This window comes from Salmonella sp. 32120201201600049SM, assembly GCF_017572835.1.
Taxonomy (GTDB): Bacteria; Pseudomonadota; Gammaproteobacteria; order Enterobacterales; family Enterobacteriaceae; genus Salmonella; species Salmonella enterica.
In genome coordinates this window covers 74,916-99,768 of record NZ_JAGESA010000008.1, presented here as the reverse complement: position 1 = coordinate 99,768, position 24,853 = coordinate 74,916, and the positions used below count along the sequence as shown (strand labels likewise).

General features: G+C 53.0%; 21 protein-coding genes and 7 tRNA genes. 3 read left to right on the top strand and 25 right to left on the bottom strand.

Annotated features, from left to right (window positions below; all coding sequences use genetic code 11):
- The first annotated feature begins 8 nt into the window (after positions 1-8).
- Together J4650_RS16280 and J4650_RS16275 are read left to right on the top strand one after the other, a co-directional pair.
- Positions 9-704: a DUF1266 domain-containing protein gene (locus tag J4650_RS16280; RefSeq protein ID WP_000356622.1), complete on the top strand. Its 696-nt coding sequence runs from the start codon at positions 9-11 to the stop codon at positions 702-704.
- On the top strand, positions 701-2,173 hold the full coding sequence (locus J4650_RS16275) for a J domain-containing protein (protein ID WP_023993208.1): 1,473 nt from the start codon (positions 701-703) through the stop codon (positions 2,171-2,173). Before J4650_RS16280 ends, J4650_RS16275 begins: the two co-directional genes overlap by 4 nt.
- 21 nt (positions 2,174-2,194) lie before the next feature.
- Here J4650_RS16275 and J4650_RS16270 read toward each other — a convergent pair whose 3' ends face one another.
- The 12 genes from J4650_RS16270 to miaB form a co-directional block, all read right to left on the bottom strand.
- Positions 2,195-3,874 carry a molecular chaperone HscC gene (locus J4650_RS16270; protein WP_000368025.1) on the bottom strand — a complete coding sequence of 560 codons (1,680 nt, stop codon included), beginning with the start codon at positions 3,872-3,874 and terminating at the stop codon, positions 2,195-2,197.
- 75 nt (positions 3,875-3,949) lie between these two features.
- Positions 3,950-5,188 carry a hypothetical protein gene (locus J4650_RS16265; RefSeq protein ID WP_000498894.1) on the bottom strand — a complete coding sequence of 413 codons (1,239 nt, stop codon included), beginning with the start codon at positions 5,186-5,188 and terminating at the stop codon, positions 3,950-3,952.
- Positions 5,189-5,219: 31 nt separating this feature from the next.
- Positions 5,220-6,155 (bottom strand): pyrimidine-specific ribonucleoside hydrolase RihA, encoded by a 936-nt coding sequence (gene rihA, locus J4650_RS16260; protein WP_001207422.1) that lies wholly within the window; start codon positions 6,153-6,155, stop codon positions 5,220-5,222.
- 116 nt (positions 6,156-6,271) lie between these two features.
- Positions 6,272-6,997: a glutamate/aspartate ABC transporter ATP-binding protein GltL gene (gene gltL, locus J4650_RS16255; protein ID WP_000631369.1), complete on the bottom strand. Its 726-nt coding sequence runs from the start codon at positions 6,995-6,997 to the stop codon at positions 6,272-6,274.
- The gene (gltK, locus tag J4650_RS16250) at positions 6,997-7,671 is read right to left on the bottom strand and encodes a glutamate/aspartate ABC transporter permease GltK (RefSeq protein WP_000272794.1); all 675 of its coding nucleotides are present in this window, start codon (positions 7,669-7,671) and stop codon (positions 6,997-6,999) included. Before gltK ends, gltL begins: the two co-directional genes overlap by 1 nt.
- Complete coding sequence (gene gltJ, locus J4650_RS16245) at positions 7,671-8,411, bottom strand: glutamate/aspartate ABC transporter permease GltJ (protein WP_000020930.1); 741 nt, start codon at positions 8,409-8,411, stop codon at positions 7,671-7,673. Before gltJ ends, gltK begins: the two co-directional genes overlap by 1 nt.
- A gap of 159 nt (positions 8,412-8,570) precedes the next feature.
- Positions 8,571-9,479, bottom strand: a complete 909-nt coding sequence (locus tag J4650_RS16240; RefSeq protein ID WP_001531395.1) for an amino acid ABC transporter substrate-binding protein — start codon at positions 9,477-9,479, stop codon at positions 8,571-8,573.
- A 354-nt stretch (positions 9,480-9,833) separates the two neighbouring features.
- Positions 9,834-11,372, bottom strand: a complete 1,539-nt coding sequence (lnt, locus tag J4650_RS16235; protein WP_001575804.1) for an apolipoprotein N-acyltransferase — start codon at positions 11,370-11,372, stop codon at positions 9,834-9,836.
- A 19-nt stretch (positions 11,373-11,391) separates the two neighbouring features.
- Positions 11,392-12,270 carry a CNNM family magnesium/cobalt transport protein CorC gene (gene corC, locus J4650_RS16230; RefSeq protein WP_001278615.1) on the bottom strand — a complete coding sequence of 293 codons (879 nt, stop codon included), beginning with the start codon at positions 12,268-12,270 and terminating at the stop codon, positions 11,392-11,394.
- Positions 12,271-12,427: 157 nt separating this feature from the next.
- The gene (gene ybeY, locus J4650_RS16225) at positions 12,428-12,901 is read right to left on the bottom strand and encodes an rRNA maturation RNase YbeY (protein ID WP_023993207.1); all 474 of its coding nucleotides are present in this window, start codon (positions 12,899-12,901) and stop codon (positions 12,428-12,430) included.
- Entirely contained in the window at positions 12,898-13,944 is a 1,047-nt protein-coding gene (locus J4650_RS16220) for a PhoH family protein (protein ID WP_001018045.1), read from the bottom strand. The genes ybeY and J4650_RS16220 overlap by 4 nt, the downstream gene beginning before the upstream one ends.
- 204 nt (positions 13,945-14,148) lie before the next feature.
- On the bottom strand, positions 14,149-15,573 hold the full coding sequence (gene miaB / locus J4650_RS16215; protein ID WP_001519200.1) for a tRNA (N6-isopentenyl adenosine(37)-C2)-methylthiotransferase MiaB: 1,425 nt from the start codon (positions 15,571-15,573) through the stop codon (positions 14,149-14,151).
- Positions 15,574-15,716: 143 nt separating this feature from the next.
- On the opposite strand from miaB, the gene ubiF reads away from it, so the two are divergent.
- Entirely contained in the window at positions 15,717-16,892 is a 1,176-nt protein-coding gene (ubiF, locus tag J4650_RS16210; protein WP_023993206.1) for a 3-demethoxyubiquinol 3-hydroxylase, read from the top strand.
- A 66-nt stretch (positions 16,893-16,958) separates the two neighbouring features.
- On the opposite strand, the gene J4650_RS16205 is transcribed toward ubiF, so the two are convergent.
- The 13 genes from J4650_RS16205 to nagB form a co-directional block, all read right to left on the bottom strand.
- On the bottom strand, positions 16,959-17,534 hold the full coding sequence (locus J4650_RS16205; protein WP_001109076.1) for a hypothetical protein: 576 nt from the start codon (positions 17,532-17,534) through the stop codon (positions 16,959-16,961).
- Positions 17,535-17,669: 135 nt separating this feature from the next.
- A tRNA-Gln gene (locus J4650_RS16200) sits at positions 17,670-17,744 on the bottom strand.
- 43 nt (positions 17,745-17,787) lie between these two features.
- A tRNA-Gln gene (locus J4650_RS16195) sits at positions 17,788-17,862 on the bottom strand.
- Between the two features lie 46 nt (positions 17,863-17,908).
- A tRNA-Met gene (locus J4650_RS16190) sits at positions 17,909-17,985 on the bottom strand.
- 15 nt (positions 17,986-18,000) lie between these two features.
- A tRNA-Gln gene (locus tag J4650_RS16185) sits at positions 18,001-18,075 on the bottom strand.
- Between the two features lie 35 nt (positions 18,076-18,110).
- A tRNA-Gln gene (locus J4650_RS16180) sits at positions 18,111-18,185 on the bottom strand.
- A gap of 23 nt (positions 18,186-18,208) precedes the next feature.
- A tRNA-Leu gene (locus J4650_RS16175) sits at positions 18,209-18,293 on the bottom strand.
- Between the two features lie 8 nt (positions 18,294-18,301).
- Positions 18,302-18,378, bottom strand: a tRNA-Met gene (locus J4650_RS16170).
- A 221-nt stretch (positions 18,379-18,599) separates the two neighbouring features.
- Positions 18,600-20,264: an asparagine synthase B gene (asnB, locus tag J4650_RS16165; protein WP_000337034.1), complete on the bottom strand. Its 1,665-nt coding sequence runs from the start codon at positions 20,262-20,264 to the stop codon at positions 18,600-18,602.
- A 289-nt stretch (positions 20,265-20,553) separates the two neighbouring features.
- The gene (nagD, locus tag J4650_RS16160) at positions 20,554-21,306 is read right to left on the bottom strand and encodes a ribonucleotide monophosphatase NagD (protein WP_000153143.1); all 753 of its coding nucleotides are present in this window, start codon (positions 21,304-21,306) and stop codon (positions 20,554-20,556) included.
- Between the two features lie 46 nt (positions 21,307-21,352).
- Positions 21,353-22,573 (bottom strand): DNA-binding transcriptional regulator NagC, encoded by a 1,221-nt coding sequence (gene nagC, locus J4650_RS16155; RefSeq protein WP_000187578.1) that lies wholly within the window; start codon positions 22,571-22,573, stop codon positions 21,353-21,355.
- A 4-nt stretch (positions 22,574-22,577) separates the two neighbouring features.
- Positions 22,578-23,732, bottom strand: a complete 1,155-nt coding sequence (nagA, locus tag J4650_RS16150) for an N-acetylglucosamine-6-phosphate deacetylase (RefSeq protein ID WP_000271186.1) — start codon at positions 23,730-23,732, stop codon at positions 22,578-22,580.
- Positions 23,733-23,791: 59 nt separating this feature from the next.
- On the bottom strand, positions 23,792-24,592 hold the full coding sequence (nagB, locus tag J4650_RS16145; protein WP_001237059.1) for a glucosamine-6-phosphate deaminase: 801 nt from the start codon (positions 24,590-24,592) through the stop codon (positions 23,792-23,794).
- Positions 24,593-24,853: the final 261 nt, after the last annotated feature.

Below are 24,853 nucleotides of genomic sequence, written 5' to 3'. Positions count from 1 at the left end.
TATCGAATATGGACAAGGAAGAACAATATTTACTTTTTGCGCTCTCCACGCCGATGGAGGTGCTATATATCGGCAATGAGCCTTCGCATACCTCTCCAGCAATGTATACCGGAATTCCTGCTGTCGATCTCTCCGATTCATGGGGGATTGATAATCGTGAAGATCTTATTCAAACCATCTATCGAATGACGGACGACGGTCATGCGGCAGATTTGGCTCCCTTTTATATCCGCTGGTTTACGCTATCTCCTCATCAATGGCGCGAATTCACCGCACAGCTTAGCGAACAGGGCCAGATTTATGCGCGATTTGTTGCCGAAACCGCACTATGCTGCGGGCGTGGCGGCATTAAAGCCTGGGACTATGTGCGTATGGGGTTTTTATGCCGGATGGGGGTGTTGAATCAATGGCTGACGGAAGAGGAAAGCCTGTGGCTGCAATCGCGTATCTATGCGCGGGCGTACTATTTTTACGACGGTTGGACGCAATATTTTGCCGCCTATTCGTTGGGTCGGCTGTACTGGCAGGCTAAAGGGGACACCATACAGGCATATTTCGCTCACCTAAAGTACGACGCTTCAGGCGCGCGGATGTTTAATGAACTGGCCTCTACGACAGAGAGTTATTATGCGCAGCTACCGTGGCGTCCGCTCAACGAACAACCGACATGCCCGGAAACGCTTAAAGGAGTGAGCGATTTATGAATATCTGTTGGGAAATCCTGGGCATTGAACCTACCACCGATCTGGAATGTATCCGTCAGGCTTATCTTGCCCTGTTGCCCTCATTCCACCCTGAGAGCGATCCGCAGGGTTTTAAGCGATTGCGCCAGGCCTATGAAGAAGCGCAGCACTGGGCCGCCTCGCCTGCGGAGGACGCAAAAACGGAAGAGGTGGGCGACGAACATGAAATACTGGTGGCGTTCAGGGAATTGCTGGCATCAGAGCGCGATCGCTTTCAACCCTCGGCATGGCAGAAATTTATTCAGCAATTGAACCAGTGTTCAATGGATGAGATAGATAAGCTGCGCTGGCAGTTGTGCGACATCGCCATGAAAACGGAAACGATCTCGCTGTCTTGCCTGGCATTGTTGGCGCAGCGTCTGAACTGGCAGCCGCAGGAAGCAGACGATGATGCTGAGGGAGAAGAGCTGGAAGCATTTCTGGAGACCGTAAAGCGGGGCGATGCGTTTGATCTGCTAAGTCTGGCCAAATTGCCTCTTGTTGTTCAAGACCAAACTGACGCCTACTTTTTTAAGCTTGAGCATATCTGGCGCTTTTATCCCGAACATTTTGCCGACGCTCTACAGGTTCAGGGAGCCTGGATAATTCCCGATGATAAACAGCTGCATCGTAAACTATTACACTGGTTTAGCGCCGAGCAGTGGGGCATGGCGGAACTGGCCGATATTGCTCGTCGCTGGCAGGCCGCGGAGCCGGATAACGAAGATGCGCACTATTACCTGTGCAAACAGCGTTTGCTCTGCGGTGAAGGGGAAAGCCTGTTGGCCGATCTTTGCGATTTCTGGCAGCGTTATCCCTCCACGCAGGCGGACGACCTGTTGCTGGGCTGGTGCCGCCAGCATCGGCCCGATTTCTTCCCGCTGGCGGTGATGGCGGTCGAAGCGCGCTGTATGGCGGATGCCGAATATGTGCCCGGTGAAAGTGCGCGCACGCGTTTACTGTGGGCCGACATTTTGCACAGCGGTAGGTTATCACCGCTGGGGCGTTCATTTGTTGACTCCCTGTTTTATAAGCGAAAAGCGATGGCGTGGGCAAATTCACGGCTGAGTACCCAGGGGGAACCCGAAACGCCGCTGTTGGATCTGTACCGGACGGCGGAGCAGGTGGTGCTGGAAGCGTTTCCCAAAGAAAAGCCCTTTTTCCGCCTGCTGATCCGGCTGGAGGAGGGGCAAGCCTGTCCGCTGGAGGCGCTGATAACACAGGCATTGTCATCTAAAATCGCCATGAAGCCAGGCGATATTCGTGACAAAAAGGAGCTGGCGGAAGAGCTCAGGCTGGCGGCTGAGAAAGAAGAGAAAAAATTGTCTTCTGAAGCGAAAACCGAAGCACCCCGTCAGGCGGAATCTGGCGGGGTGATGAAAATCATGAAGATTGTCGGTTTGATCGCGTTGATTGTCTGCGCGTTAAATCGATTCTTCCATTTTTTCTGAACAGGGGCAGTGAAAGCGCCGTTACGGCGCTTTCGGCTCGTCAATACCCAGATATTCACAGGCGCGACGGCGCACGTCATCGACGCGCTGCATATCATTAGACAGCAGGGCCGCGTCGAAATCGGTAATAATCTCCCCCAGCATTTCGCGCTCATCGCCTAACGCGCGTGACCACTGCTCCTCTAACTGGGCTTTAAACGTCCGGTTAATCAGCATATCGCGGGGATAAATTTTCAGCGCCAGCAGCCGCTCGCGGCTGGCGTCGATTTGCTGCGTCGTCAGTGAGGTGGCATTGTGACTGATGATTCTGGATTCACTCTTGCCGTCTTCCAGCAGCACGTCAACTTCCAGCAGACCATTAATATCGTAGCTAAAACGAATATCAATGGCCTGAATGTGCCCGTTCGGCTTCAGCATGACGTCAAAAGAATCAATCAGGATATTATTTTTCACCTTGTGACTTTCGCCCTGGTATACCCTGACGCAAATAGAGTCCTGCTCAGGGTGCATGGTGGAGTACGTTTCCACTTTTGACACCGGAACGGTGGTATTGCGTTCAATGATGGGCGAGAAGATACCAGGCACGCCCTGTCGGTTGACTTCCACGCCCAGCGAGTAGGGGCAGATATCTGTGAGGATCACCTCTTCAACGTCTTCATGGCGCAGGCGACAGGCGGCCTGAGTTGCGGCGCCAAGCGCCACGATGGTGCTGGGATCGTAACTTTGATAGGGCAATTTACCGAATAAGCGCACCGCGATGCGTTGCACCAGCGGCATCTGTGACGCGCCGCCGACCAGCACCAGGCTGTCAATTTGCTCCGGTTTGAGTCGGGAGTCGCGCAGCGCCTGCTCAATGGGCGTGCGCAGCCGATTGAGCAACGGTAGCCACAGGGCTTCCAGCTCATCGTCATAAAACGTGCTTTCCAGCGCGCGCTCCTGATAAAGCCAGCTCATGCGCAGCGGGGAGCCGCTGGCGCATTTTGCGGCTTCAACACAGGCATACAGCGCAGCCAGATCGCTATCCGTCAGCGCTGATTTATCGAGGTTCCAGCGTTTCAGCACTTCATCAAGCAACAAATGCGTGAAATCTTCGCCGCCGAGGTAGTTATCGCCAGCGGAGGCGTGAACTTCGATAATCGGCGTAGCGTATTCCAGAACGGTCACATCAAAGGTTCCGCCCCCCAGATCGAAAACCAGCGAACGGCTGTTTTGCTGCGTATGCAGGCCATAAGCCATTGCCGCCGCCGTGGGTTCATTGATCAAGCGCACGGCGTTTAACCCCGCAAGCTCAGCGGCAAGGCGTGTATGCTTACGCTGCTCATCGCTGAAATAAGCCGGAACCGAGATCACGACGTCCTTGATTGGCTGCTGAAGGTAGTCTTCCGCATCTTCTTTCAGCGAGCGTAACACCAGCGAAGATAATTCCGGCGCATTAAACGACTCTTCACCCAAATGCCAGTGAGTATTACTGCCCATTGCGCGTTTAAATAAGGCAGCGGTTTTATCTGGATGAGATGTTTTACGAGCTGCGGCAGGTTTTCCCACCAGAATTTGTTTATTTTCATCCATACTAATTATGGATGGTGTTAAATATTCACCAAATTTATTAGGTATTAATTGTGCGGCTCCGTCTTGCCAGACGGCGATTAAACTATTAGTGGTGCCGAGATCGATACCAATCGCTAACGTTGCATTATCCATTGCGTTTAATTTATCGGGAAAGAGAGTTCATAGAATAAAGAACACCACCCTCTGGCGTGGTGATCTTTATCAATGTCATGCCTGGCGAAAGTATTCATCCATAATATTCGTTAATTCCGGGCGCTCGCCGTCATCATTGATGGCGAAATCGAGGAAAAAAGCATCGGCCTGTGGCGTGCGTTTCTGGGCCAGTAAACGAAACGCCAGCGGGTAGTGGCAAGCATAACCGGGTGCGCGAGTCAGAAAACGGATAAAATCAATCAACAAGGGAGAATGGGTATAAAACAGCGCGCGTAACAGTACGGCGGGAAATCCCTCTTCGGTGATCCCTTGCGCCATGATTTTGTTGAGGCCGGCCTCGCTCAGATCGCCTGCGGCAATAATATCTGCGCAGGCCGCAAGATCGGGATAATGCGTTGCGCAGTTAGCCAATGCGTTCGGCCAGTTGACGTGGGTATAACGTCCGTCATGGCGAGTAAAGTAATCCTCCCAAAGGGATGGCGGTAGTTTTTCGTACTGTATTTTCAGGGGGATGCGGCGCTGAAACTGGGCTTCTTCCAGGCGCTCGCCGTCATAAAATCGCAGGTATTGCTGCCGCGTCTCGTAGCATGTCATCGCCACCGGCTGGCTGATGACCCAGGTTTTCACGGGCCGGCCTTCCAGCGCGGCGGCGGTGGCTTTATGGTGACCATCAAGCAGGACGCAAAGCCAGCTGTCATTCATATGCCAGGCCAGCGCGTGGCTCTCTGGCTTATCGCGATAATACCCGGCGCGTTGTGGGTTAAATCGCGATGGGGGCTGGCCTGGCAGTAAAAAACAGGGTTCGCCGGACTGGTAGTGATAGTCCACGTCAGCAATCCACCGCCCTGTGGTCGCGGGATTCGGTTGTTTTTCGTTACCCACCGCCCAGAAAAAATGTCCGTTGCCATCTGTGGGATAAAGTTCGCGTTCTTCCAGCCGGTAATAGCCATCGGCAAAGAGCGAAAACAGCGGCGTCAGGGCGGTAAATGCTTCGTTCAACCCGACTCCTGGCTGATTCCACTCGGCAAGTGAGGATAAAAACTCCGCGGCGCCTTCATCATCATTGCTAAAACCGGCATAAACAAATTCTGCGCAGGTTGGGCACCAGGCTTCAGTGTAAAAACGAATCAGCGGCGAGCCATGCCAGGAGAGCGTATGAATACCGGCGTCAGAGTCGGGATCGTGGATAACGCTGGGACGAAGCAATGCTTTTCCGTTACGTACTGAAAACGTTATATGGGCTACATCGTGCTGTAGCATGCTGATTTCAGGTCTATTGTTACGCCAAAACATCGCTGTTCATCCCTGGATTCTACTTTGCGCTTTATGCGTAGTATTGCAGCCGTTCCGCCAGCAAATCGACAAATCCCTGGCGGTCTACATCGACCATCACCGTCGCATTCGGCTTATTCCCCGTCAGGAAATAATAATCCACCACCGTCATCCCCTGGGTGTATTTCCCCTGGGTTTCCACGCCAACCCAACGCTCAACGGTGGTGAAAATCTCGGGCTTGAGCAGCCAGGCGATGGTGCACGGGTCGTGCAGCGGTGCGCCGACAAATCCCCATTTTTCGTCTTTGTGGTACTCCATAAAGAAGTCCAGCAGTTCGGCGACGATGGTGGAAATCGGGTTGCCGATGGCGCGAAAGCGTTCGATATCGGCGGCGTGAATCTGTGCCTTATGAGTGACGTCCAGCCCGGCCATCACCACCGGAATGCCTGACTGGAAGACAATTTCTGCCGCTTCCGGGTCGACGTAAATATTAAATTCCGCAGCGGGCGTCCAGTTACCCAGCGCCATCGCGCCGCCCATGATCACAATGCGGGCGATTTTCGTATGCAGTTCCGGATGGCTATTCAGCAGCAGCGCCACGTTGGTCTGTGGGCCAGTGGAGACGATGGTGACCGGTTGTGCGCTCTCGCGCAGCGTTTTTGCCATCAGCTCAACGGCAGTGCCGCTTTGCGGGGCGAATGACGGTTCGGGCAGCGCCGGGCCGTCGAGGCCGCTTTCGCCGTGAACGTTATCGGCGATAATCAGTTCGCGCATGAGAGGTTTCACCGCGCCGCCCGCCACCGGAATATCCGGGCGTTTGAGCAGTGTCAGCATCCGCAGCACGTTGCGCAGGGTCTTCTCCGGCGTCTGGTTGCCGGCGGAAGAGGTGATCGCTTTCACTTCCAGTTCAGGGGAGGCGAGGGCGAGAACGAGGGCGATCGCGTCATCATGACCCGGATCGCAATCAATAATAATGGGCAGTGCCATTGTGGCTCCTTGTAAGCGGTACTTTGTGACAAGGTTAACGCCCGGCTGGATACGTTTCGAGAAGCGAAGCGGTAAAGCGTGAGATAGCGCGCACTCTGACATGCGCGCCGGGAAGATTAGTGCAGGATTTTCGCAAGGAAGTCTTTTGCGCGATCGGAACTGGGGTTAGCGAAGAACTCCTCTTTTGGCGAATCTTCGACGATTTTACCTTCATCCATAAAGATCACCCGGTTAGCCACTTTACGGGCAAAGCCCATTTCGTGCGTCACCACCATCATGGTCATCCCTTCGTTCGCCAGTTCGACCATCACGTCCAGCACCTCGTTGATCATTTCCGGATCGAGCGCGGAAGTCGGTTCATCGAATAACATGGCAATGGGGTCCATACATAGCGCGCGGGCGATCGCCACGCGCTGCTGCTGGCCGCCGGAAAGCTGCGCCGGGAACTTGTTGGCATGTGCAGACAGGCCAACGCGCTCCAACAGCTTCAGGCCTTTATCGCGGGCGGCGGCCTTATCGCGTTTCAGCACTTTCACCTGCGCCAGCGTCAGGTTTTCGATGATCGACAGGTGGGGAAACAGCTCGAAGTGTTGGAATACCATGCCCACGCGGGAACGCAGTTTCGCCAGATCGGTTTTTTTGTCGTTCACAATAATGCCGTTAACGGTAATTTCGCCTTTTTGCACCGGCTCCAGACCATTGACGGTCTTAATCAGCGTGGATTTACCGGAACCCGATGGCCCGCAGACTACCACCACCTCACCTTTTTTCACTTCTGTTGAACAATCGGTCAGCACCTGAAAGTGACCATACCATTTTGAAACATTTTTCAGGGTAATCATTAAACTGTCCTTTTCTTCAAATAGCTGACCAGCAACGACGCGCTCAGGCTGATAACAAAATAAACGGCGCCGGCGAACAGAATCATTTCGACCTGAGTACCGTCACGCTCGCCGATAGTCGACGCGGTGCGGAAGAAGTCCGCCAGGCTGAGTACATAAACTAAAGAGGTGTCCTGAAATAGCACGATGCCCTGCGTAAGCAACAGCGGCACCATCGCCCGAAACGCCTGCGGCAGAATAATGAGCTTCATCGACTGCCAGTGGGTCATCCCCAGCGCCAGCGCGGCGCTGGACTGCCCGCGGGAAATACTTTGAATACCGGCGCGAATAATCTCGGAATAGTAGGCCGCTTCAAACATGGAGAATGCCACCATCGCGGAGATCAGGCGGATATCGGTTTTCGGCGATAGTCCCAGCACGTTTTGCAGAAAGCCGGGTACAATCAGATAGAACCACAGCAAGACCATCACCAACGGGATGGAACGGAAAACGTTAACATACGCTTTAGCAAACCAGGCGATAGGGGCAAAGCTTGAGAGGCGCATGACGGCCAGAATGGTTCCCCAGACTATCCCCACGATAACGGCGGTGACGGTGATCTTCAGCGTGATGACCAACCCGGCCAGTAGGTAAGGCAGTGAGGGGATAATCGAACTCCAGTCAAATTCGTACATTATTTGCTCCCCACGTTGCCCGGCAGGCGGACTTTGCGTTCAACCAGGCTCATGACCAGCATGATAACGGCGTTAATCAGCACATAGGCCAGCGTAATGGCGGTGAAGGATTCCCAGGCGTGCGCCGAGTAATCCAACAGTTTGCCTGCCTGCGCCGCCATATCCACCAGGCCGATGGTTGAGGCAATAGCCGAGTTTTTCACCAGGTTCATCATCTCTGACGTCATTGGCGGTACGATAACGCGATAGGCATTCGGCAGCAGGACATAGCGATAAGCCTGCGGCAGCGTTAGCCCCATCGCCAGCGCCGCGTTCTTCTGCCCGCGAGGCAGAGACTGAATCGCGGCGCGCACCTGTTCGCAAACGCGGGCGGCGGTAAACAGTCCCAGACAGATCATTGAGGAGAGGAAAAACTGAATATTGGGATCGAGTTCCGCCTTAAACCACATGCCAAGATCTTCCGGCAACAGTTCAGGCACCACCAGGTACCAGGTGAAGAATTGCACGATCAGCGGCACATTACGGAACAGTTCTACGTACAACGTGCCCAGTCCGGAGAGGAAACGGTTGGGAACGGTACGTAAAATGCCGAAAATAGATCCTACCAGGAAAGCGATAATCCAGGCGGTAATCGAAAGGGCGACGGTGACCTGAAAACCACTCCATAGCCAGCCGAGATAGGTGGTATTGCCGAAGGGGGCTTCCTGTAAAAAAATACCCCAGTTCCAGTCTATTGACATACATCTACTCCGAAAAAAAAGGGTAGCAGCGCTACCCTCGAAGATTGTTGCCCGGCGATTTTCGGCTTCAGGCCCGATGGGGAACGACCATCAGGCTTATAGTCTGTCCGTGCTGAGCGACAATCGAGAGGACAGGAGTCCCGTCCCATTTAGTTTTAGTTAGTTAAGCGCTTTATCATTCGGTGCTTTGAACAGGGCTTTCATCTCGTCAGACAACTCGAAATTCATGTTCAGGTTTTTCGGTGGGATCGGATTTTTAAACCACTTATCAAACCACTTTTCCGCTTCGCCGGAGGTTTGCGCCTGGGCGATGGTATCGTCCATCAGCTTTTTAAACTCAGGGTCGTTTTTACGCAGCATACAGCCGTAGGCTTCCTGGGACTGCGGTTTACCGACAATCTCCCAGTTATCCGGTTTCTTGGCTTTGGCGCGCTCGCCGGCCAGCAGCGCGTCATCCATCATAAAGGCGACGGCGCGACCGCTTTCCAGGGTGCGGAACGAGTCACCGTGGTCTTTCGCGCTAATAATACGCATCCCCATCTTTTGCTCTTCGTTAAGCTTATGCAGCAGAATTTCAGAGGTCGTCCCGGAGGTGACGACGACCGCTTTGCCTTTCAGATCCGGGAAATCTTTAATATCGCCGCCTTTTTTAGTCAGCAGTCGCGTCCCGACGACGAAAATCGTATCGGAGAAGGCGGCCTGTTTCTGGCGCTCAAGGTTGTTAGTCGTTGAACCACATTCAAAATCGAAGGTTCCGTTTTGCAACAGCGGAATACGGTTTTGCGAGGTGATCGGGATCAGCTTCACCTGCAGATCGGGCTTGTTAAGTTTCTTTTTTACCGCTTCCACAATGGCGTTGGAGTAGTCCTGGGAATAGCCGACCACTTTCTGCTGGTTGTCGTAATAAGAAAAGGGCACAGAAGATTCGCGATGCCCGACGACGATCACGCCATTTTTAGCGATCTTGTCCAGGGTGCTACCAGCGGCAGGCGCGCCATCTTCTGCGTGCGCAAGGCCCGCAGACAGTCCCATGGCCAGCATTGCTGTGGTTAGCTTACGTAATTGCATATCCAACTCCTTTATCATATGCGCCGTCGACGCATTGATAGCTATTGTGATGTTGTTATTGCCTGCAACTTGCGCGTGCAGTGTTATGTGTGTTTGTTAACATTTAGTGTGGCTTGTTGTAAATATTTTGCTGCGATATTGTTTATTTTTGCGAAGTGCGCCGCACCGTTCAGAGGCAAAAATCCTACATTGCACCGTTCAGGTGCTACCGATGATCGTTTTTGGTGCGACCCGGTTGCACAAGCAGCCAGAACAGGTTTGCCATGTTTAACAAAGCAATAGACGTGCCAGAATGAGGGAAAAAGGAGGATTTTCAGGCCGGATAAATGAAGCGCTATCCGGCCTGGGGAGAGATTATTTCCGTCGTTGTCGCAGACTCATCACTACCGCGCCAAAAGCAAACAGCGCGGTCAGTACCCATAGCGGCCAGTTGCCGGTACGGGCATAGGGAGTTAAACCCGTGGTTGGCGTGACATTGGTGGTCAGTACCTGGCGTGTGAACTGCGGGATCATCGCCTGAATTTCGCCCTGCGGGCCAATCACCGCCGTAATACCGTTATTAGTACTGCGCAGTAACGGACGCGCCAGCTCCAGCGAACGCATCCGCGCCATCTGGAAATGTTGCCACGGGCCAATGGACTTACCAAACCAGGCGTCGTTAGAAATCGTCAGCAGGTAGTCGGTGTCCGGGCGGAAGTTATCCCGCACCTGCTCGCCAAGAATAATTTCATAACAGATTGCCGCCGTCAGCTTATAGTCGTGCGCATGTAACTGCGGCTGGATATAAGGGCCGCGGCTAAAGGAGGACATGGGCAGATCGAAGAACGGCGCCAGCGGACGCAGGATAGACTCCAGCGGAACGAACTCGCCAAAGGGCACAAGGTGATTTTTATTGTAGCGATTGGGCGAGTCATAACTGTATGGATTATCCTTGCCCAACGTAATAATCGTATTGTAGGTGTCGTATCGATTCTGTTTATTGAGACGCGCATCGACAATACCGGTGATCAGCGTGCTATTTTTTTCGCGTAACATCTCGTCCAGCGAACGAAGGAAAGGCTGCTGATTGATTTCGAGATCCGGAATCGCCGACTCAGGCCAGATAATAATCTGTGATTTGCCTAACTCTGGGCGAGTTTCGTTGAGATAAATTTTTAGCGTATTCAGTAGCTGGTTTTCGTCCCACTTCAGCGACTGCGGGATATCGCCCTGCACCAGCGATACCTGGGTCGCTTTGGCCGGTTCCAGCGTAAACCACTGGATATAACGTAGCGGAAAGGGCAAAGCAAACAGAATCACGGCGACAGCCAGCGGACGCCAGTTCCGCGTCGCCAGTGCCAGCGCTAACAGGCCGCTGACCATCATCAGCAGGAAGTTGATCGCTTCGACGCCCATTACCGGCGCCAGGCCTTTTAGCGGGCCATCGACCTGACTATAGCCAAATTGCAGCCAGGGGAAGCCGGTCAGCACCCAGCCGCGTAAAAATTCGGTGATTTGCCATATTGCAGGCGCGGCGATAGCGACGCGCAGCCAGTTGGTTTTTGGCCACAGGCGCGACAAAATCCCGGCAAACAGTCCGGTATACAGCGAGAGATAAGCTGCAAGCAGCACCACCAGAAAAACGTTAACCGGGCCCGGCATGCCGCCAAACTGCGCGATACTGACATAAACCCAGTTAATCCCGCTACCGAAAAGTCCGAGTCCCCAGCAATAGCCGATGGCGGCAGACTGGAGCGGGCGGCGATTAAACGTTAAGGCCTGCAGCCCGATAAGCGATACTATCGCTGCGGGCCAGACGTCATACGGAGAGAAAGCCAGTGTTCCGCAGGCGCCGAATAATAACGCCAGCAGCAGGCGAATACGCTGGCGTTCAATTAACGAGGCAAATGCCATTTTTAGTCCACTATTGCTGTTATTCGTCCAGTTTTGGCTGGGGCGAGTCATCCGGGATCCTGACATGCACCTGAATAATACGACGACTATCGGCCATCGCCACTTTGAACTGGTAACCATCAATGTCAATGGTTTCGCCGCGGGCCGGTAAATGGCCGAACGCCTGCATCACCAGCCCGCCGATGGTATCGACCTCTTCATCGCTGAAGTGGGTGCCGAAAGCGTCATTGAAGTCTTCAATCGACGCCAGCGCGCGAATCGTCCAGGTATGGCGGCTAAGCTGACGGAAGTCGATATCGTCTTCTTCGTCATACTCATCTTCAATTTCACCGACAATCAGTTCGAGGATGTCTTCGATAGTCACAAGGCCGGAAACGCCGCCAAACTCATCGATAACGATGGCCATATGGTAGCGCTGGGAGCGGAATTCCTTGAGCATACGGTCAACCCGTTTGCTTTCCGGTACGACAACCGCGGTGCGTAACACTTTGTCCATGCTGAAGGCTTCGGCATCGCTGCGCATAAACGGCAGCAAATCTTTGGCCATCAGAATCCCTTCAATGTGATCTTTATCTTCGCTGATCACCGGAAAACGCGAGTGGGCGGACTCGATGATAACATCGAGACATTCGTCCAGCGTCTGGTTGCGTTTCAGGGTAATCATCTGGGAGCGCGGGATCATAATATCGCGAACGCGCTGGTCGGCGATGTCCATTACGCCTTCGAGCATATCGCGCGTATCTTCATCGATAAGCTCGTTCTGCCCGGAATCACGGATCAGCGCCAGCAACTCATCACGGTTTTTAGGTTCACCGTGGAAAAGCTGGCTGAGTAGCAGGGAAAAAAATCCCTTTTTACTGTTTACTGTGTCACTACTGTGTGAATTGTCGTCGCTCATGGCGTCGTATGGGTTCTCATGTTAGTTAATACAAAGCTCGTCATGCGTATACTCAGCTGTGACGGCATGTTTTGCCTGATGACGCTACGCTTATCAGGGCTACAAAAGGCATGAATGTAGGCCGGATAAGGCGCAAGCGCCGCCATCCGGCAAGCTACTATTCTGCAATCTTCTCGGCAATGTACGGATCCTCATAGCCCATAGCAAGCATAATCTCCGTTTCGAGAGACTCCATCTCTTCCGCTTCGTCATCGTCGATATGATCGTAACCCAGCAAATGCAGGCTACCGTGCACGACCATGTGCGCCCAGTGCGCCTCCAGCGGCTTGATCTGTTCCTGCGCTTCCTGCTCCACGACCTGACGGCAAATAATCAGATCGCCCAGTAGCGGCATTTCAATGCCGGGGGGCGCTTCAAACGGGAAGGAGAGAACATTAGTGGGTTTATCTTTCCCGCGGTACGTCAAATTAAGGTCGTGGCTTTCGGCCTCATCCACCAGACGGATTGTGACTTCCGCCTCTTCCTGAAACTGCGGAATAACGCCGTCCAGCCAGCGTTGAAACTGAGCTTCATCCGGCAGGCCCGCGTGGTTTTCACAGGCCAACTGTAAATCGAGGATCACCTGGCTCATTTCTGTTCCTGCTCCTGGGCTTCACGCTTACGCTCTGCCGCCAACGCCGCTTTGCGTTTTTGTTCGGCCTCTTCCCAGGCTTCATAGGCGTTAACAATGCGGGCAACGACCGGATGGCGCACCACGTCTTCGCTGTGGAAGAAGTTGAAACTGATTTCATCGACTTCCGCCAGCACTTCAATGGCATGACGCAAGCCGGATTTGGTGTTGCGTGGCAGGTCAATCTGCGTCACGTCGCCGGTGATCACCGCTTTCGAGTTAAAGCCGATACGCGTCAGGAACATCTTCATCTGTTCGATAGTGGTGTTCTGGCTTTCATCCAGAATGATAAAGGCGTCGTTTAACGTGCGTCCGCGCATATAGGCCAGCGGTGCGACTTCAATCACATTGCGTTCAATCAGCTTCTCGACTTTTTCAAAGCCGAGCATTTCGAACAGCGCGTCATACAGCGGACGCAGGTACGGGTCCACCTTCTGACTTAAATCGCCTGGCAGAAAGCCGAGTTTTTCGCCCGCTTCCACCGCCGGACGGGTCAGTAGAATACGGCGAATCTCCTGGCGCTCCAGGGCGTCTACCGCAGCGGCGACCGCAAGATAAGTTTTACCGGTACCCGCCGGGCCGACGCCAAAGGTAATATCATGATCGAGAATATTGGCGATGTACTGCGCCTGGTTCGGGGTACGCGGTTTAATCACGCCGCGCTTGGTTTTGATATTAATAGCTTTGCCATAGTCAGGCACGCTTTCCGCGCTCTGTTCCAGCACCCGCGCTTCTTTGATCGCCAGATGAATTTGTTCCGGTTCGATATCCTGAGTCTGGCCGCGCATCGGTGCGGTATCGACATACAGACTTCGCAAAATATCTGTCGCCGCGGTCACGCAAATCGGACGACCGGTCAGTTTAAAGTGATTGTCACGGCGGTTGATTTCAATACCGAGACGACGTTCGAGCTGTTTAATATTGTCATCAAACGGCCCGCAAAGGCTCAACAGACGGGCGTTGTCTGCGGGCTCAAGGGTAATTTCGCGAGTGTCTATATTCAAACTGTTCCTCTTGTGTCTGTATCGCCGGACGCTGAACATTTACCGGCATCTAAGGAAATTATTCACGCCATAGGGAAAAGGCGCAAGCATTGCAATGAAGATGGGGATGAAGAGGGAAAATTGCAAGGCCCGTCGGGCGACAGGCCATGACCAGGAAGCCCGACAGGCGTAGCGCCATCGGGCATTATTGCCTTTCCTGCAGGATTAAGGCTGGTAGAATCCTACGCCCAGCTCATTTTCTTTACGGGTACGGGCAATGACGGACTCCGGCGTTTCGGCGACGCGCAGACCCATTTCATCTTCGGTACGCACCACTTTTCCGCGCAGGGAGTTCGGATAGACGTCAGTAATTTCCACATCGACAAACTTACCAATCATCTCCGGCGTGCCTTCAAAGTTCACCACCCGATTGTTTTCGGTACGGCCAGACAGTTCCATAATGTTTTTACGTGACGTGCCTTCCACCAGAATGCGCTGTGTCGTGCCGAGCATACGGCGGCTCCATGCCATCGCCTGCTGATTGATACGCTCTTGCAGAATATACAGACGCTGCTTCTTCTCTTCTTCCGGTACGTCATCAACCATATCGGCAGCCGGCGTTCCCGGACGCGCAGAGAAGATAAAGCTGTAGCTCATATCAAAGTTGACGTCAGCGATAAGCTTCATGGTTTTTTCGAAATCATCGGTAGTTTCGCCAGGGAATCCGACGATAAAGTCAGAGCTTATCTGAATGTCCGGCCGCGCCGCGCGCAGTTTACGGATGATTGCTTTATATTCCAGCGCAGTGTGGGTGCGCCCCATCAGATTCAACACGCGATCGGAACCGCTCTGTACCGGCAGATGCAGGAAACTGACCAGTTCCGGCGTATCGCGGTATACCTCGATAATATCGTCGGTGAACTCAATCGGATGGCTGGTGGTAAAGCGAATACGGTCAATGCCGTCGATGGCGGCAACCAGACGCAGCAGATCGGCAAAGGTACCGGTGGTGCCGTCGTAGTTTTCTCCGCGCCAGGCGTTAACGTTCTGGCCCAGCAGGTTGACCTCACGCACGCCCTGCGCCGCTAACTGGGCGATTTCGAACAGGATATCGTCTGAGGGACGGCTGACTTCTTCACCGCGGGTATACGGTACCACGCAGTAAGTACAATATTTATTGCAGCCTTCCATGATAGAAACGAAAGCGGTCGGGCCTTCTGCGCGCGGTTCCGGCAAACGGTCGAACTTCTCGATTTCCGGGAAGCTGATATCGACCACCGGGCTACGGTCGCCACGCACGGAGTTAATCATCTCCGGCAGGCGGTGTAAGGTTTGCGGGCCAAAAATAATGTCGACGTAATGGGCGCGTTGACGAATGTGCTCGCCTTCCTGGGAAGCCACGCAGCCGCCGACGCCGATAATCAGATCGGGATTTTTCTCTTTTAACAGTCTCCAGCGACCTAATTGATGGAAGACTTTTTCCTGAGCCTTCTCGCGGATTGAGCAGGTATTCAACAGCAGCACATCCGCCTCTTCCGCCACGTCGGTCAGTTGATAGCCGTGGGTGGCGTCCAGCAGATCGGCCATCTTCGATGAATCGTACTCGTTCATCTGACAGCCCCAGGTTTTAATATGGAGTTTTTTAGTCATCGACTTGCTCTTGCGAAATAGTGGCTGAAAAGCAGGGCGCATAGTGTAATGCTTTGGCGCGGTTGTGACCAGTATGACTGACGTCAGCCCTAATGGGTAAAAAATCCTGTAAACTTGTCTAAAACGTAACAGGATGAATGACCATGACAAATCAACCAACGGAAATTGCCATTGTCGGCGGGGGAATGGTCGGCGGCGCGCTGGCGCTGGGTCTGGCGCAGCAAGGGTTTACGGTGATGGTAATAGAACATGCCGCGCCTGCGCCGTTTGTGGCTGACAGCCAGCCTGACGTGCGGATTTCGGCCATTAGCGCGGCATCCGTGGCGCTGCTCAAGGGGCTGGGCGTTTGGGAGGCGGTGCAGGGGATGCGTAGCCATCCTTATCGGCGACTGGAGACCTGGGAGTGGGAAAACGCCCATGTGGTGTTCGACGCCGCTGAACTCAAGCTGCCGCTGTTAGGCTATATGGTAGAGAACAACGTCCTGCAACAGGCGCTGTGGCAGGCGCTGGAAGCGCACCCCGGCGTGACGCTGCGCGTTCCGGCCTCACTGGCGGCATTGCACCGCCGCCACGATGGTTATGCGCTGGAACTGGCCGACGGCGAATGGGTAACGCCGAAGTTAGTGATTGGCGCCGACGGCGCGAATTCGCAGGTTCGGCAACTGGCGGGAATTGGCATTCATGCCTGGCAATATGCACAGTCGTGTATGCTTATCACCGTCAAGTGTGAAAATGCGCCAAGCGACAGCACCTGGCAGCAGTTTACGCCAACGGGGCCGCGCGCCTTTTTGCCGCTGTTCGACGATTGGGCGTCGCTGGTGTGGTATGACGCTCCGGCACGTATTCGCCAGCTACAGAATTTATCGATGACGCAATTGCAGGTGGAAATTAACCAGCACTTTCCGGCGCGTCTGGGGGCGGTGATGCCTGTCGCGGCGGGCGCGTTTCCGCTAACCCGTCGTCACGCGTTGCAGTATGTACAACCGGGGCTGGCGCTGGTAGGCGACGCGGCGCATACCATTCATCCGCTGGCCGGGCAGGGCGTCAACCTGGGGTATCGGGATGTTGATGCGTTGATTGATGTGCTGGCGAGTGCCCGTAGCTATGGCGAGTCCTGGGCCAGCCATTCGGTGTTGAAACGCTATCAGACGCGGCGCATGGCAGATAATTTTATGATGCAAAGTGGAATGGATCTGTTTTATGCCGGGTTCAGCAATGAACTGCCGCCGCTGCGTATTTTACGCAATATGGGGCTGATGGCGGCGCAGCGCGCAGGCGTGCTAAAACGTCAGGCGCTGAAGTATGCGTTGGGGTTGTAACCCGCTGAATGCCTTACCCGGTTTGTAAAAACGCTCAATTGCAGGTCGGGTAAGAGTATTGACATCTTACTTTACTGCAAATAAAGCACATAAACCTAATTTCCCTTTAAAATCAATTTCATACCAAGGTGATGCCATTTCAATTGTGCATACGTTGTATTGGCAACGTACTACTTTATGTAGCATCAGTAATGTGGAACTCATTGATTTTACCAGAATCGCCAGGGTGATTAATGCGGCGAGAATCCGATACCACGTCAGTGTTGCATGTTGGACATCAAACCACAGAATATAAAAAGTGATGATGTGAAGAATGACTTTGCTGGACAGAGCGCGAATATAGAATCCACGCAGCGCCCTTTTCGAGGAAAACGCGACATTAATCAGCGCGCTTTGTTTTTCTTGCACAGGGATCCCTGGCAGATACACTATCCATTCCGCACTATTCTGGCGCAACATGACGGCCTTTTTCTGGTGCAGTATATGTAGCCTCATTGACACTGCCACGGGGTAAACCAGACCCAAAATAATCAACCAGGCGGCGCTGGCCGTGATATCAATGAAGGTGAAAGCGCAGAGCAAGACGACCATAAAAAATGTTAATGGCCGCAAAAAGAGATACCAACAAAACTGGTAATTCATTGTGAGGTTACCGAACGATCCCTGTAAGGCTTTATCATAGCGTTTTACTGATAGCAGGGCATTGAGGGGGAAACCTCTTTCGGAATTTATAAACGCAGAAAAGCAAAAAGCTCGCCGAAGCGAGCTTTTTAAAGGTGGCTGGGGTACGAGGATTCGAACCTCGGAATGCCGGAATCAGAATCCGGTGCCTTACCGCTTGGCGATACCCCAATTGTCGTACTTCTTGCGCTCGTTAGCAGAGCGTCTTTAAAACTGGCTGGGGTACGAGGATTCGAACCTCGGAATGCCGGAATCAGAATCCGGTGCCTTACCGCTTGGCGATACCCCAACAAATTATTTTCGAACCGGTCGAATACCTCGACGCGTTCTGAATATGGTGGCTACGACGGGATTCGAACCTGTGACCCCATCATTATGAGTGATGTGCTCTAACCAACTGAGCTACGTAGCCAGATGATTTCTTCGATGGCTGGGGTACCTGGATTCGAACCAGGGAATGCCGGTATCAAAAACCGGTGCCTTACCGCTTGGCGATACCCCAATACCGTCGCGGTGAACCGCAAACTCGAAGAAATATGGCTGGGGTACCTGGATTCGAACCAGGGAATGCCGGTATCAAAAACCGGTGCCTTACCGCTTGGCGATACCCCATCCGTACAACGCTTATCGGTGAATGGTGCGGGAGGCGAGACTTGAACTCGCACACCTTGCGGCGCCAGAACCTAAATCTGGTGCGTCTACCAATTTCGCCACTCCCGCAAAAAAGATGGTGGCTACGACGGGATTCGAACCTGTGACCCCATCATTATGAGTGATGTGCTCTAACCAACTGAGCTACGTAGCCATCTTTTTTCGCGTTACCTTATCGGCGTTGCGGGGCGCATTATGCGTATTGAGCCTTGAAGCGTCAACCTCTTTTTCATCGAAAAACGTCGGAAAGTGTCTGTTTGGTTAGGTTGCGAACAGCGTGGCGCAATATTCGGCAATTATTGGTTATTAATCGTTTTTCTGAAAGTGGTTTGCTATAAAAAAAGAGCCCCTAAGGGCTCTTTCGTCATCGTTAATTTACTGGTACGCCGATTGATGCACGCCGACCGCGCGGCCTGACGGGTCATCCATCGTTTTGAATGCTTCATCCCACTCAATGGCTTTGGCGGAAGAACAGGCCACGGACGGGCCGCCGGGTACGCATTCCGCCGCGCTCGGCACCGGGAACAATTCTTCAAAAATTTCCCGGTACAAGTACGCCTCTTTAGACGACGGCGTGTTGTATGGAAAGCGGAAGCGGGCGGTTTCCAGTTGTTGATCGGAAATCTGTTTCGCCGCCACTTCTTTCAGCGTATCGATCCAGCTGTAGCCTACGCCGTCAGAGAACTGCTCTTTCTGACGCCACGCGACGCTTGCTGGCAGATAAGACTCGAAGCACTCGCGCAGCACGTGTTTTTCCATCTTGCCGTTGCCGCACATTTTATCCTGTGGGTTGATACGCATCGCCACGTCGAGGAATTTTTTATCCAGGAACGGTACGCGCGCTTCCACGCCCCAGGCGGACATCGCTTTGTTGGCGCGGGCGCAGTCATACATATGCAGCGCCTGTAGCTTACGGACCGTCTCTTCATGTAACTCTTTGGCGTTCGGCGCTTTATGGAAGTACAGGTAGCCGCCAAACACCTCATCGGAACCTTCGCCGGAGAGCACCATTTTGATGCCCATCGCTTTGATCTTACGCGACATCAGATACATCGGCGTTGAGGCGCGGATAGTGGTCACGTCATAGGTTTCAATGTGATAGATAACATCACGAATGGCATCAAGGCCTTCCTGCACGGTGAAGTGAATTTCATGGTGCACGGTGCCGAGGTGGTTAGCCACTTCCTGGGCCGCCTTCAGGTCAGGCGAACCTTCCAGACCGACCGCAAAAGAGTGCAACTGTGGCCACCAGGCTTCGGAGCGCTCCTGATCTTCGACGCGACGGGCGGCGAATTTTTTGGTGATTGCCGAAATAACCGACGAGTCCAGACCGCCGGAGAGCAGCACGCCATAGGGCACGTCGGACATCAGGTGGCTTTTCACGGATTCTTCCAGCGCCTGACGCAGCGCGTTTTTGTCGGTGACGTTGTCTTTTACCGCATCGTAATCGAACCAGTCGCGCTGATAGTACTGACGAATTTCGCCGTCTTTGCTCCACAGGTAGCTGCCCGCCGGGAACTCTTTAATGGTGCGGCAGACCGGGGTCAGCGCTTTCATTTCTGACGCTACGTAGAAGTTGCCGAATTCGTCATAGCCCATATAGAGCGGAATAATACCGATATGGTCACGACCAATCAGATAAGCGTCTTTTTCGCTGTCATACAGGGCGAAGGCGAACATCCCCTGTAAATCGTCAAGGAAATCCGGCCCTTTTTCCTGATATAGCGCGAGAATAACTTCGCAGTCGGAGCCTGTCTGGAACGCGTAACGATCGCCATACTCCGCGCGTAACGTCTGATGGTTATAAATTTCACCGTTCACCGCCAGCACGTGGGTTTTCCTGGCGTTATACAGGGGCTGGGCGCCGGCGTTAACATCAACAATCGACAAGCGTTCATGTGCGAGAATCGCGTTATCGCAAGCGTAGATGCCGGACCAGTCCGGGCCGCGATGGCGCATCAGGCGTGACAGTTCAAGGGCTTTTTTACGCAGTTCCGCTGCATCTGTTTTGATATCGAATACGCCGAAAATAGAACACATAACCTTCTCCGTTAATCTGTTGCGTCGTACTTTTTGTGTTTGCTTGACTAAAAAATGCCGCAAAGGCGTGGAAGGCGCAAGGGGATTACGGTCTGAAAAATGAAAAATGCAATCGTCATTGTTGATTAGTGAAAAATGATTACGTATTGCGCGGATTTATTGATGGTTCTTCAGTTTTATCGTGGATTAATTGAATTATGTTTTTCATGATGGCGTTTCGCTTATCAGACCTACAATGTTGTTCGAACCGTAGGCCTGAAAGCGGCGCGTCATCAGGCAGGGGACAGGTTTAGATAACGTCTATCTCGGCGACGGAAGGGTAAATCCAGCTTGGGCGGAACGGCATACTGTCAATATCATTGATTGTTGATACGCCTGAAAGCACCAGAATGGTCTCCAGACCGGCCTGGAACCCCGCCAGAATGTCGGTGCGCAGGTTGTCGCCGACGATAACGGTCTCTTCCGAGTGCGCCTGCATTTTGTTTAACGCCGCGCGGATGATCCACGGGCTGGGTTTGCCGACATAAAACGGCTTCCGGCCGGAAATTTTTTCAATGCCTGCGCACAGCGCGCCGCAGGCCGGATAAAAGCCGCGACCGTGGGTATCCGGGTTGGTGGCGATAAAGCGCGCGCCATTGGCGACGAAAAATGCTGCTTTATGCATCATGTCCCAGTTGTAGGAGCGGGTCTCTCCAACGATGACAAAATCAGGGTTCACATCGGTAATAGTAAAACCCGCTTTATAGAGCTCGTGAATAAGCGCGCCTTCGCCCACGACATACGCTTTTTTACCTTCCTGACGGCGCAGAAAATCGGCTGTCGCCATTGCTGACGTATAAAACACGCTGTCCGGCACGTTAACGCCAGCGGTAGCAAAACGGTTCGCCAGATCCTGGCCGGTTTGCGACGGGTAATTGGTCAGCAGCACCAGCGGCAGACCTTTTTCCAGAATCCCCGTCAGAAATTCCGCCGCACCGGGTACGGCTACGTTGTCGTGCATCAGCACGCCGTCGATATCGCAGATTACATTCTTGATGGTCATGAACTACCCAGGGAATTTGTGAATAATCCGATACTATAAGAGCGCATCAACTTTCCAGCAAACGTTGCAGCAATGTTCCGTTGAGCATGGCGCGTTTAACTAAGGCAAATGCGCCGATAGCAGAACGGTGATCCAGCGTGGAGCGTACCACCGGCAAATTTTTGCGAAATGCCTTTAACGCCTGAGTATTGATACAGCTTTCGATAGCGGGCAACAGGACTTTATCGGCTTCAATGATCTCGCCGGCAATGACGATTTTTTGCGGATTAAACAGGTTGATAGCAATGGCGATCGTTTTGCCCAAATGGCGACCAACATGCTCAATGACTTCCGAGGCCAGGCTGTCACCCCGGTTTGCCGCCTTACAGATGGTTTTAATCGTGCAGTCGTCAAGCGGAACACGGCTTTGATACCCTTGTTTAAGCAAATTCAGCACCCGTTGTTCAATCGCCGCATTGGCGGCAATGGTTTCCAGACAGCCGAAATTACCGCAGTGGCAGCGCTCGCCCAACGGCTCCACCTGAATATGCCCAATTTCGCCGACGTTGCCGTTACGGCCAATGAAGATGCGTCCGTTGGAGATAATCCCGGCGCCTGTACCACGATGAACGCGCACCAGAATCGAGTCCTCGCAATCCTGACTGGCGCCGAAGTAGTGTTCCGCCAGCGCCAGGCTACGAATATCGTGTCCCACGAAACAGGTAACGTGAAACCGTTTTTCCAGCGCTTCGACCAGTCCCCAGTTTTCAACCTGAATGTGCGGCATGTAACGAATCACGCCACTTTCCGGATCGACAAGCCCTGGCAGGATCACCGAGATAGCGATCAATTCACGAATTTTACGCTGACAGCTATCAATAAAGACGGCGATAGTGTTGAGCAGCGCATGTTCCAGCGTCTCCTGGGTGCGCTCCGGCAGCGGATAATGCTCCTCAGCGACCACTTTACTGCTCAGATCGTAGAGCGTTAAAGTGGTGTCATGACGGCCCAGGCGAACGCCAATGGCGTGGAAGTTACGGGTTTCCGTGACGATAGAGATAGCGCGGCGGCCTCCAGTAGAGGCCTGCTGATCGACTTCTTTGATCAGCCCGCGTTCAATGAGTTGACGCGTAATTTTCGTTACGCTGGCGGGAGCAAGCTGGCTTTGCTCGGCAATTTGTATGCGCGAGATAGGACCATGCTGGTCAATCAGGCGGTAAACGGCCGCGCTGTTAAGCTGTTTTACGAGATCAACGTTACCTATCTGAGCTTGTCCGCCTGGTGTCATATTCTCACTTACTCAAGTCAACGACCTCGTCACCATTAACGATGGTCTTGATAATTTTAAAATCGTGGGTGAACGCGGTCAGGTTGGCGACTTTACCCGGCGCAATGCTACCGAGATGCTTATCAACGCCGATAGCGCGTGCCGGATAGAGCGTTGCCATGCGCAGCACTTCATCCAGCGCGATGCCGCAATGCGCGACCAGGTTGCGTACGCCTTCAATCATGGTTAAGGACGAACCGCTCAACGTACCGTTTTCATCCACACACAGTCCATTGCGGTAGTATATTGTTTTACCTGCGAAAATGAACTGCTCAATATTGGCCCCCGCCGGTGCGGTGGCGTCTGTCACCAGACAAAGTTTGTCGCCTTTAAGGCGTTTGGCATTGCGAATGTTGGCGTAGTCGACATGCAGACCATCGGCGATAACGCCGCAATAAATATCCGCTTCGTCCAGAACAGCGCCAGCAAGGCCCGGCTCACGCCCTGTAATGTACGGCATCGCGTTAAACAGGTGAGTCGCAAAGGTAATCCCGGCGCGGAAGCCCGCTTTCGCCTCTTTTAACGTCGCGTTGGAGTGACCTGCGGAAACCACAATGCCCGCATTCGCCAGTTTAGCGATTACGTCAGCAGGCACCATTTCCGGCGCGAGTGTGACTTTGGTGATGACGTCGGCATTATCGCACAAGAAATCGACCAGCGCAGCGTCTGGTTTACGCACGAAATCAGGATTATGGGTGCCTTTTTTTACCAGATTAAGCCAGGGGCCTTCCAGGTGGAGACCCAGCGCCTGGTGTGGATGTTTTTCCAGGTATTCGCGCATGACGCGAATGCCCTGTTTCATCAATTCGTCGCTGGTAGTGATAAGCGTTGGCAGAAAGTTAGTACAGCCCGATTTTTCATTGGCTTTCTGCATAATTTCCAGCGTTTCAACGCTGACGGCTTCTGCGGTATCGTTAAACTGCACGCCGCCGCAGCCGTTTAGCTGCACATCAATAAAACCGGGGGAGAGAATGGCCCCATTCAATGAGCGTTGTTCTATTCCCGGCGGCAGTTCAGCCATCGGACAAACGCGGTCAATCAGGCCATTAGCGACAACAAGCGCATGGTCATCAAGAATTTCGTGACCGGTAAAGATCCGGCCCTGGGTTAAAGCATACATTCCGACCCCCGATATCAAAAATTTACCGCCCCGCATTGACTGGCGGGGCGGAGACAACATTACAGACCTTTAATATTCTCTGCTTCTAATTCATTGAAATATTTCAATGTTTTAACTTTAAGTTCCATTGTGGAAGGCTCATCGCATACCACAACCGCTTTCGGATGGAGTTGCAGGCAGCTAATGGTCCACATGTGGTTGACGTTGCCTTCAACCGCCGCCTGCAGCGCCTGGGCTTTCTGATGGCCCAGCACCAGAATCATCACTTCTTCCGCATCCAGCAGCGTGCCTACGCCTACCGTCAGCGCGTATTTCGGCACCTGGTTTACGTCACCGTCAAAGAAGCGGGAGTTCGCTACGCGAGTATCATGGGTTAACGTTTTGATACGGGTACGGGAAGCCAGGGAAGACGCCGGTTCGTTAAAGGCGATGTGACCGTCGTTGCCGACGCCGCCCATAAACAGATGGATTTTACCGTAAGAACGAATTTTTTCTTCATATTGACGGCATTCCGCATCGATATCCGGTGCGTTACCGTTGAGAAGATTGATGTTTTCTGCTGGAATATCAACGTGATCGAAAAAGTTACGATGCATAAAGCTGTGGTAGCTTTCCGGGTGCTCTTTCGGCAGGCCAACATATTCGTCCATATTAAAGGTGACCACATGCTTAAAGCTGACCTCGCCCGCTTTGTGCATCTCAACCAGCGCTTTGTACGCCGTTAGCGGCGTGCCGCCGGTAGGCAGCCCAAGGACAAACGGACGATCGGCGGTCGGTTTGAACGCATTAATACGGTTAACGATATGGCGAGCGGCCCATTTGCCAACCTGTTCTGCGGTACTCAGGGGGATCAGTCTCATTCTTCACCTCAATAATCAATGTCAAAATTTGGCGGATCGTATTAAGCGTAACCTGGATATCCAGGGTTCGTGTTCAATCCGTCCTGATTTTTTGAATCATAAAATAAGTTTTCCGTGTTAGCCAGTGGATGGTGGGGGTAATTACGATATTTAGTGATTATAATCACAAAAAACACCCGTTTAATTTGCGAGGCGAATTAATTTTCCACACACTCTGCAGAAGATGATCTCACCGTTCGATTACAGAACATCACGTTTTTA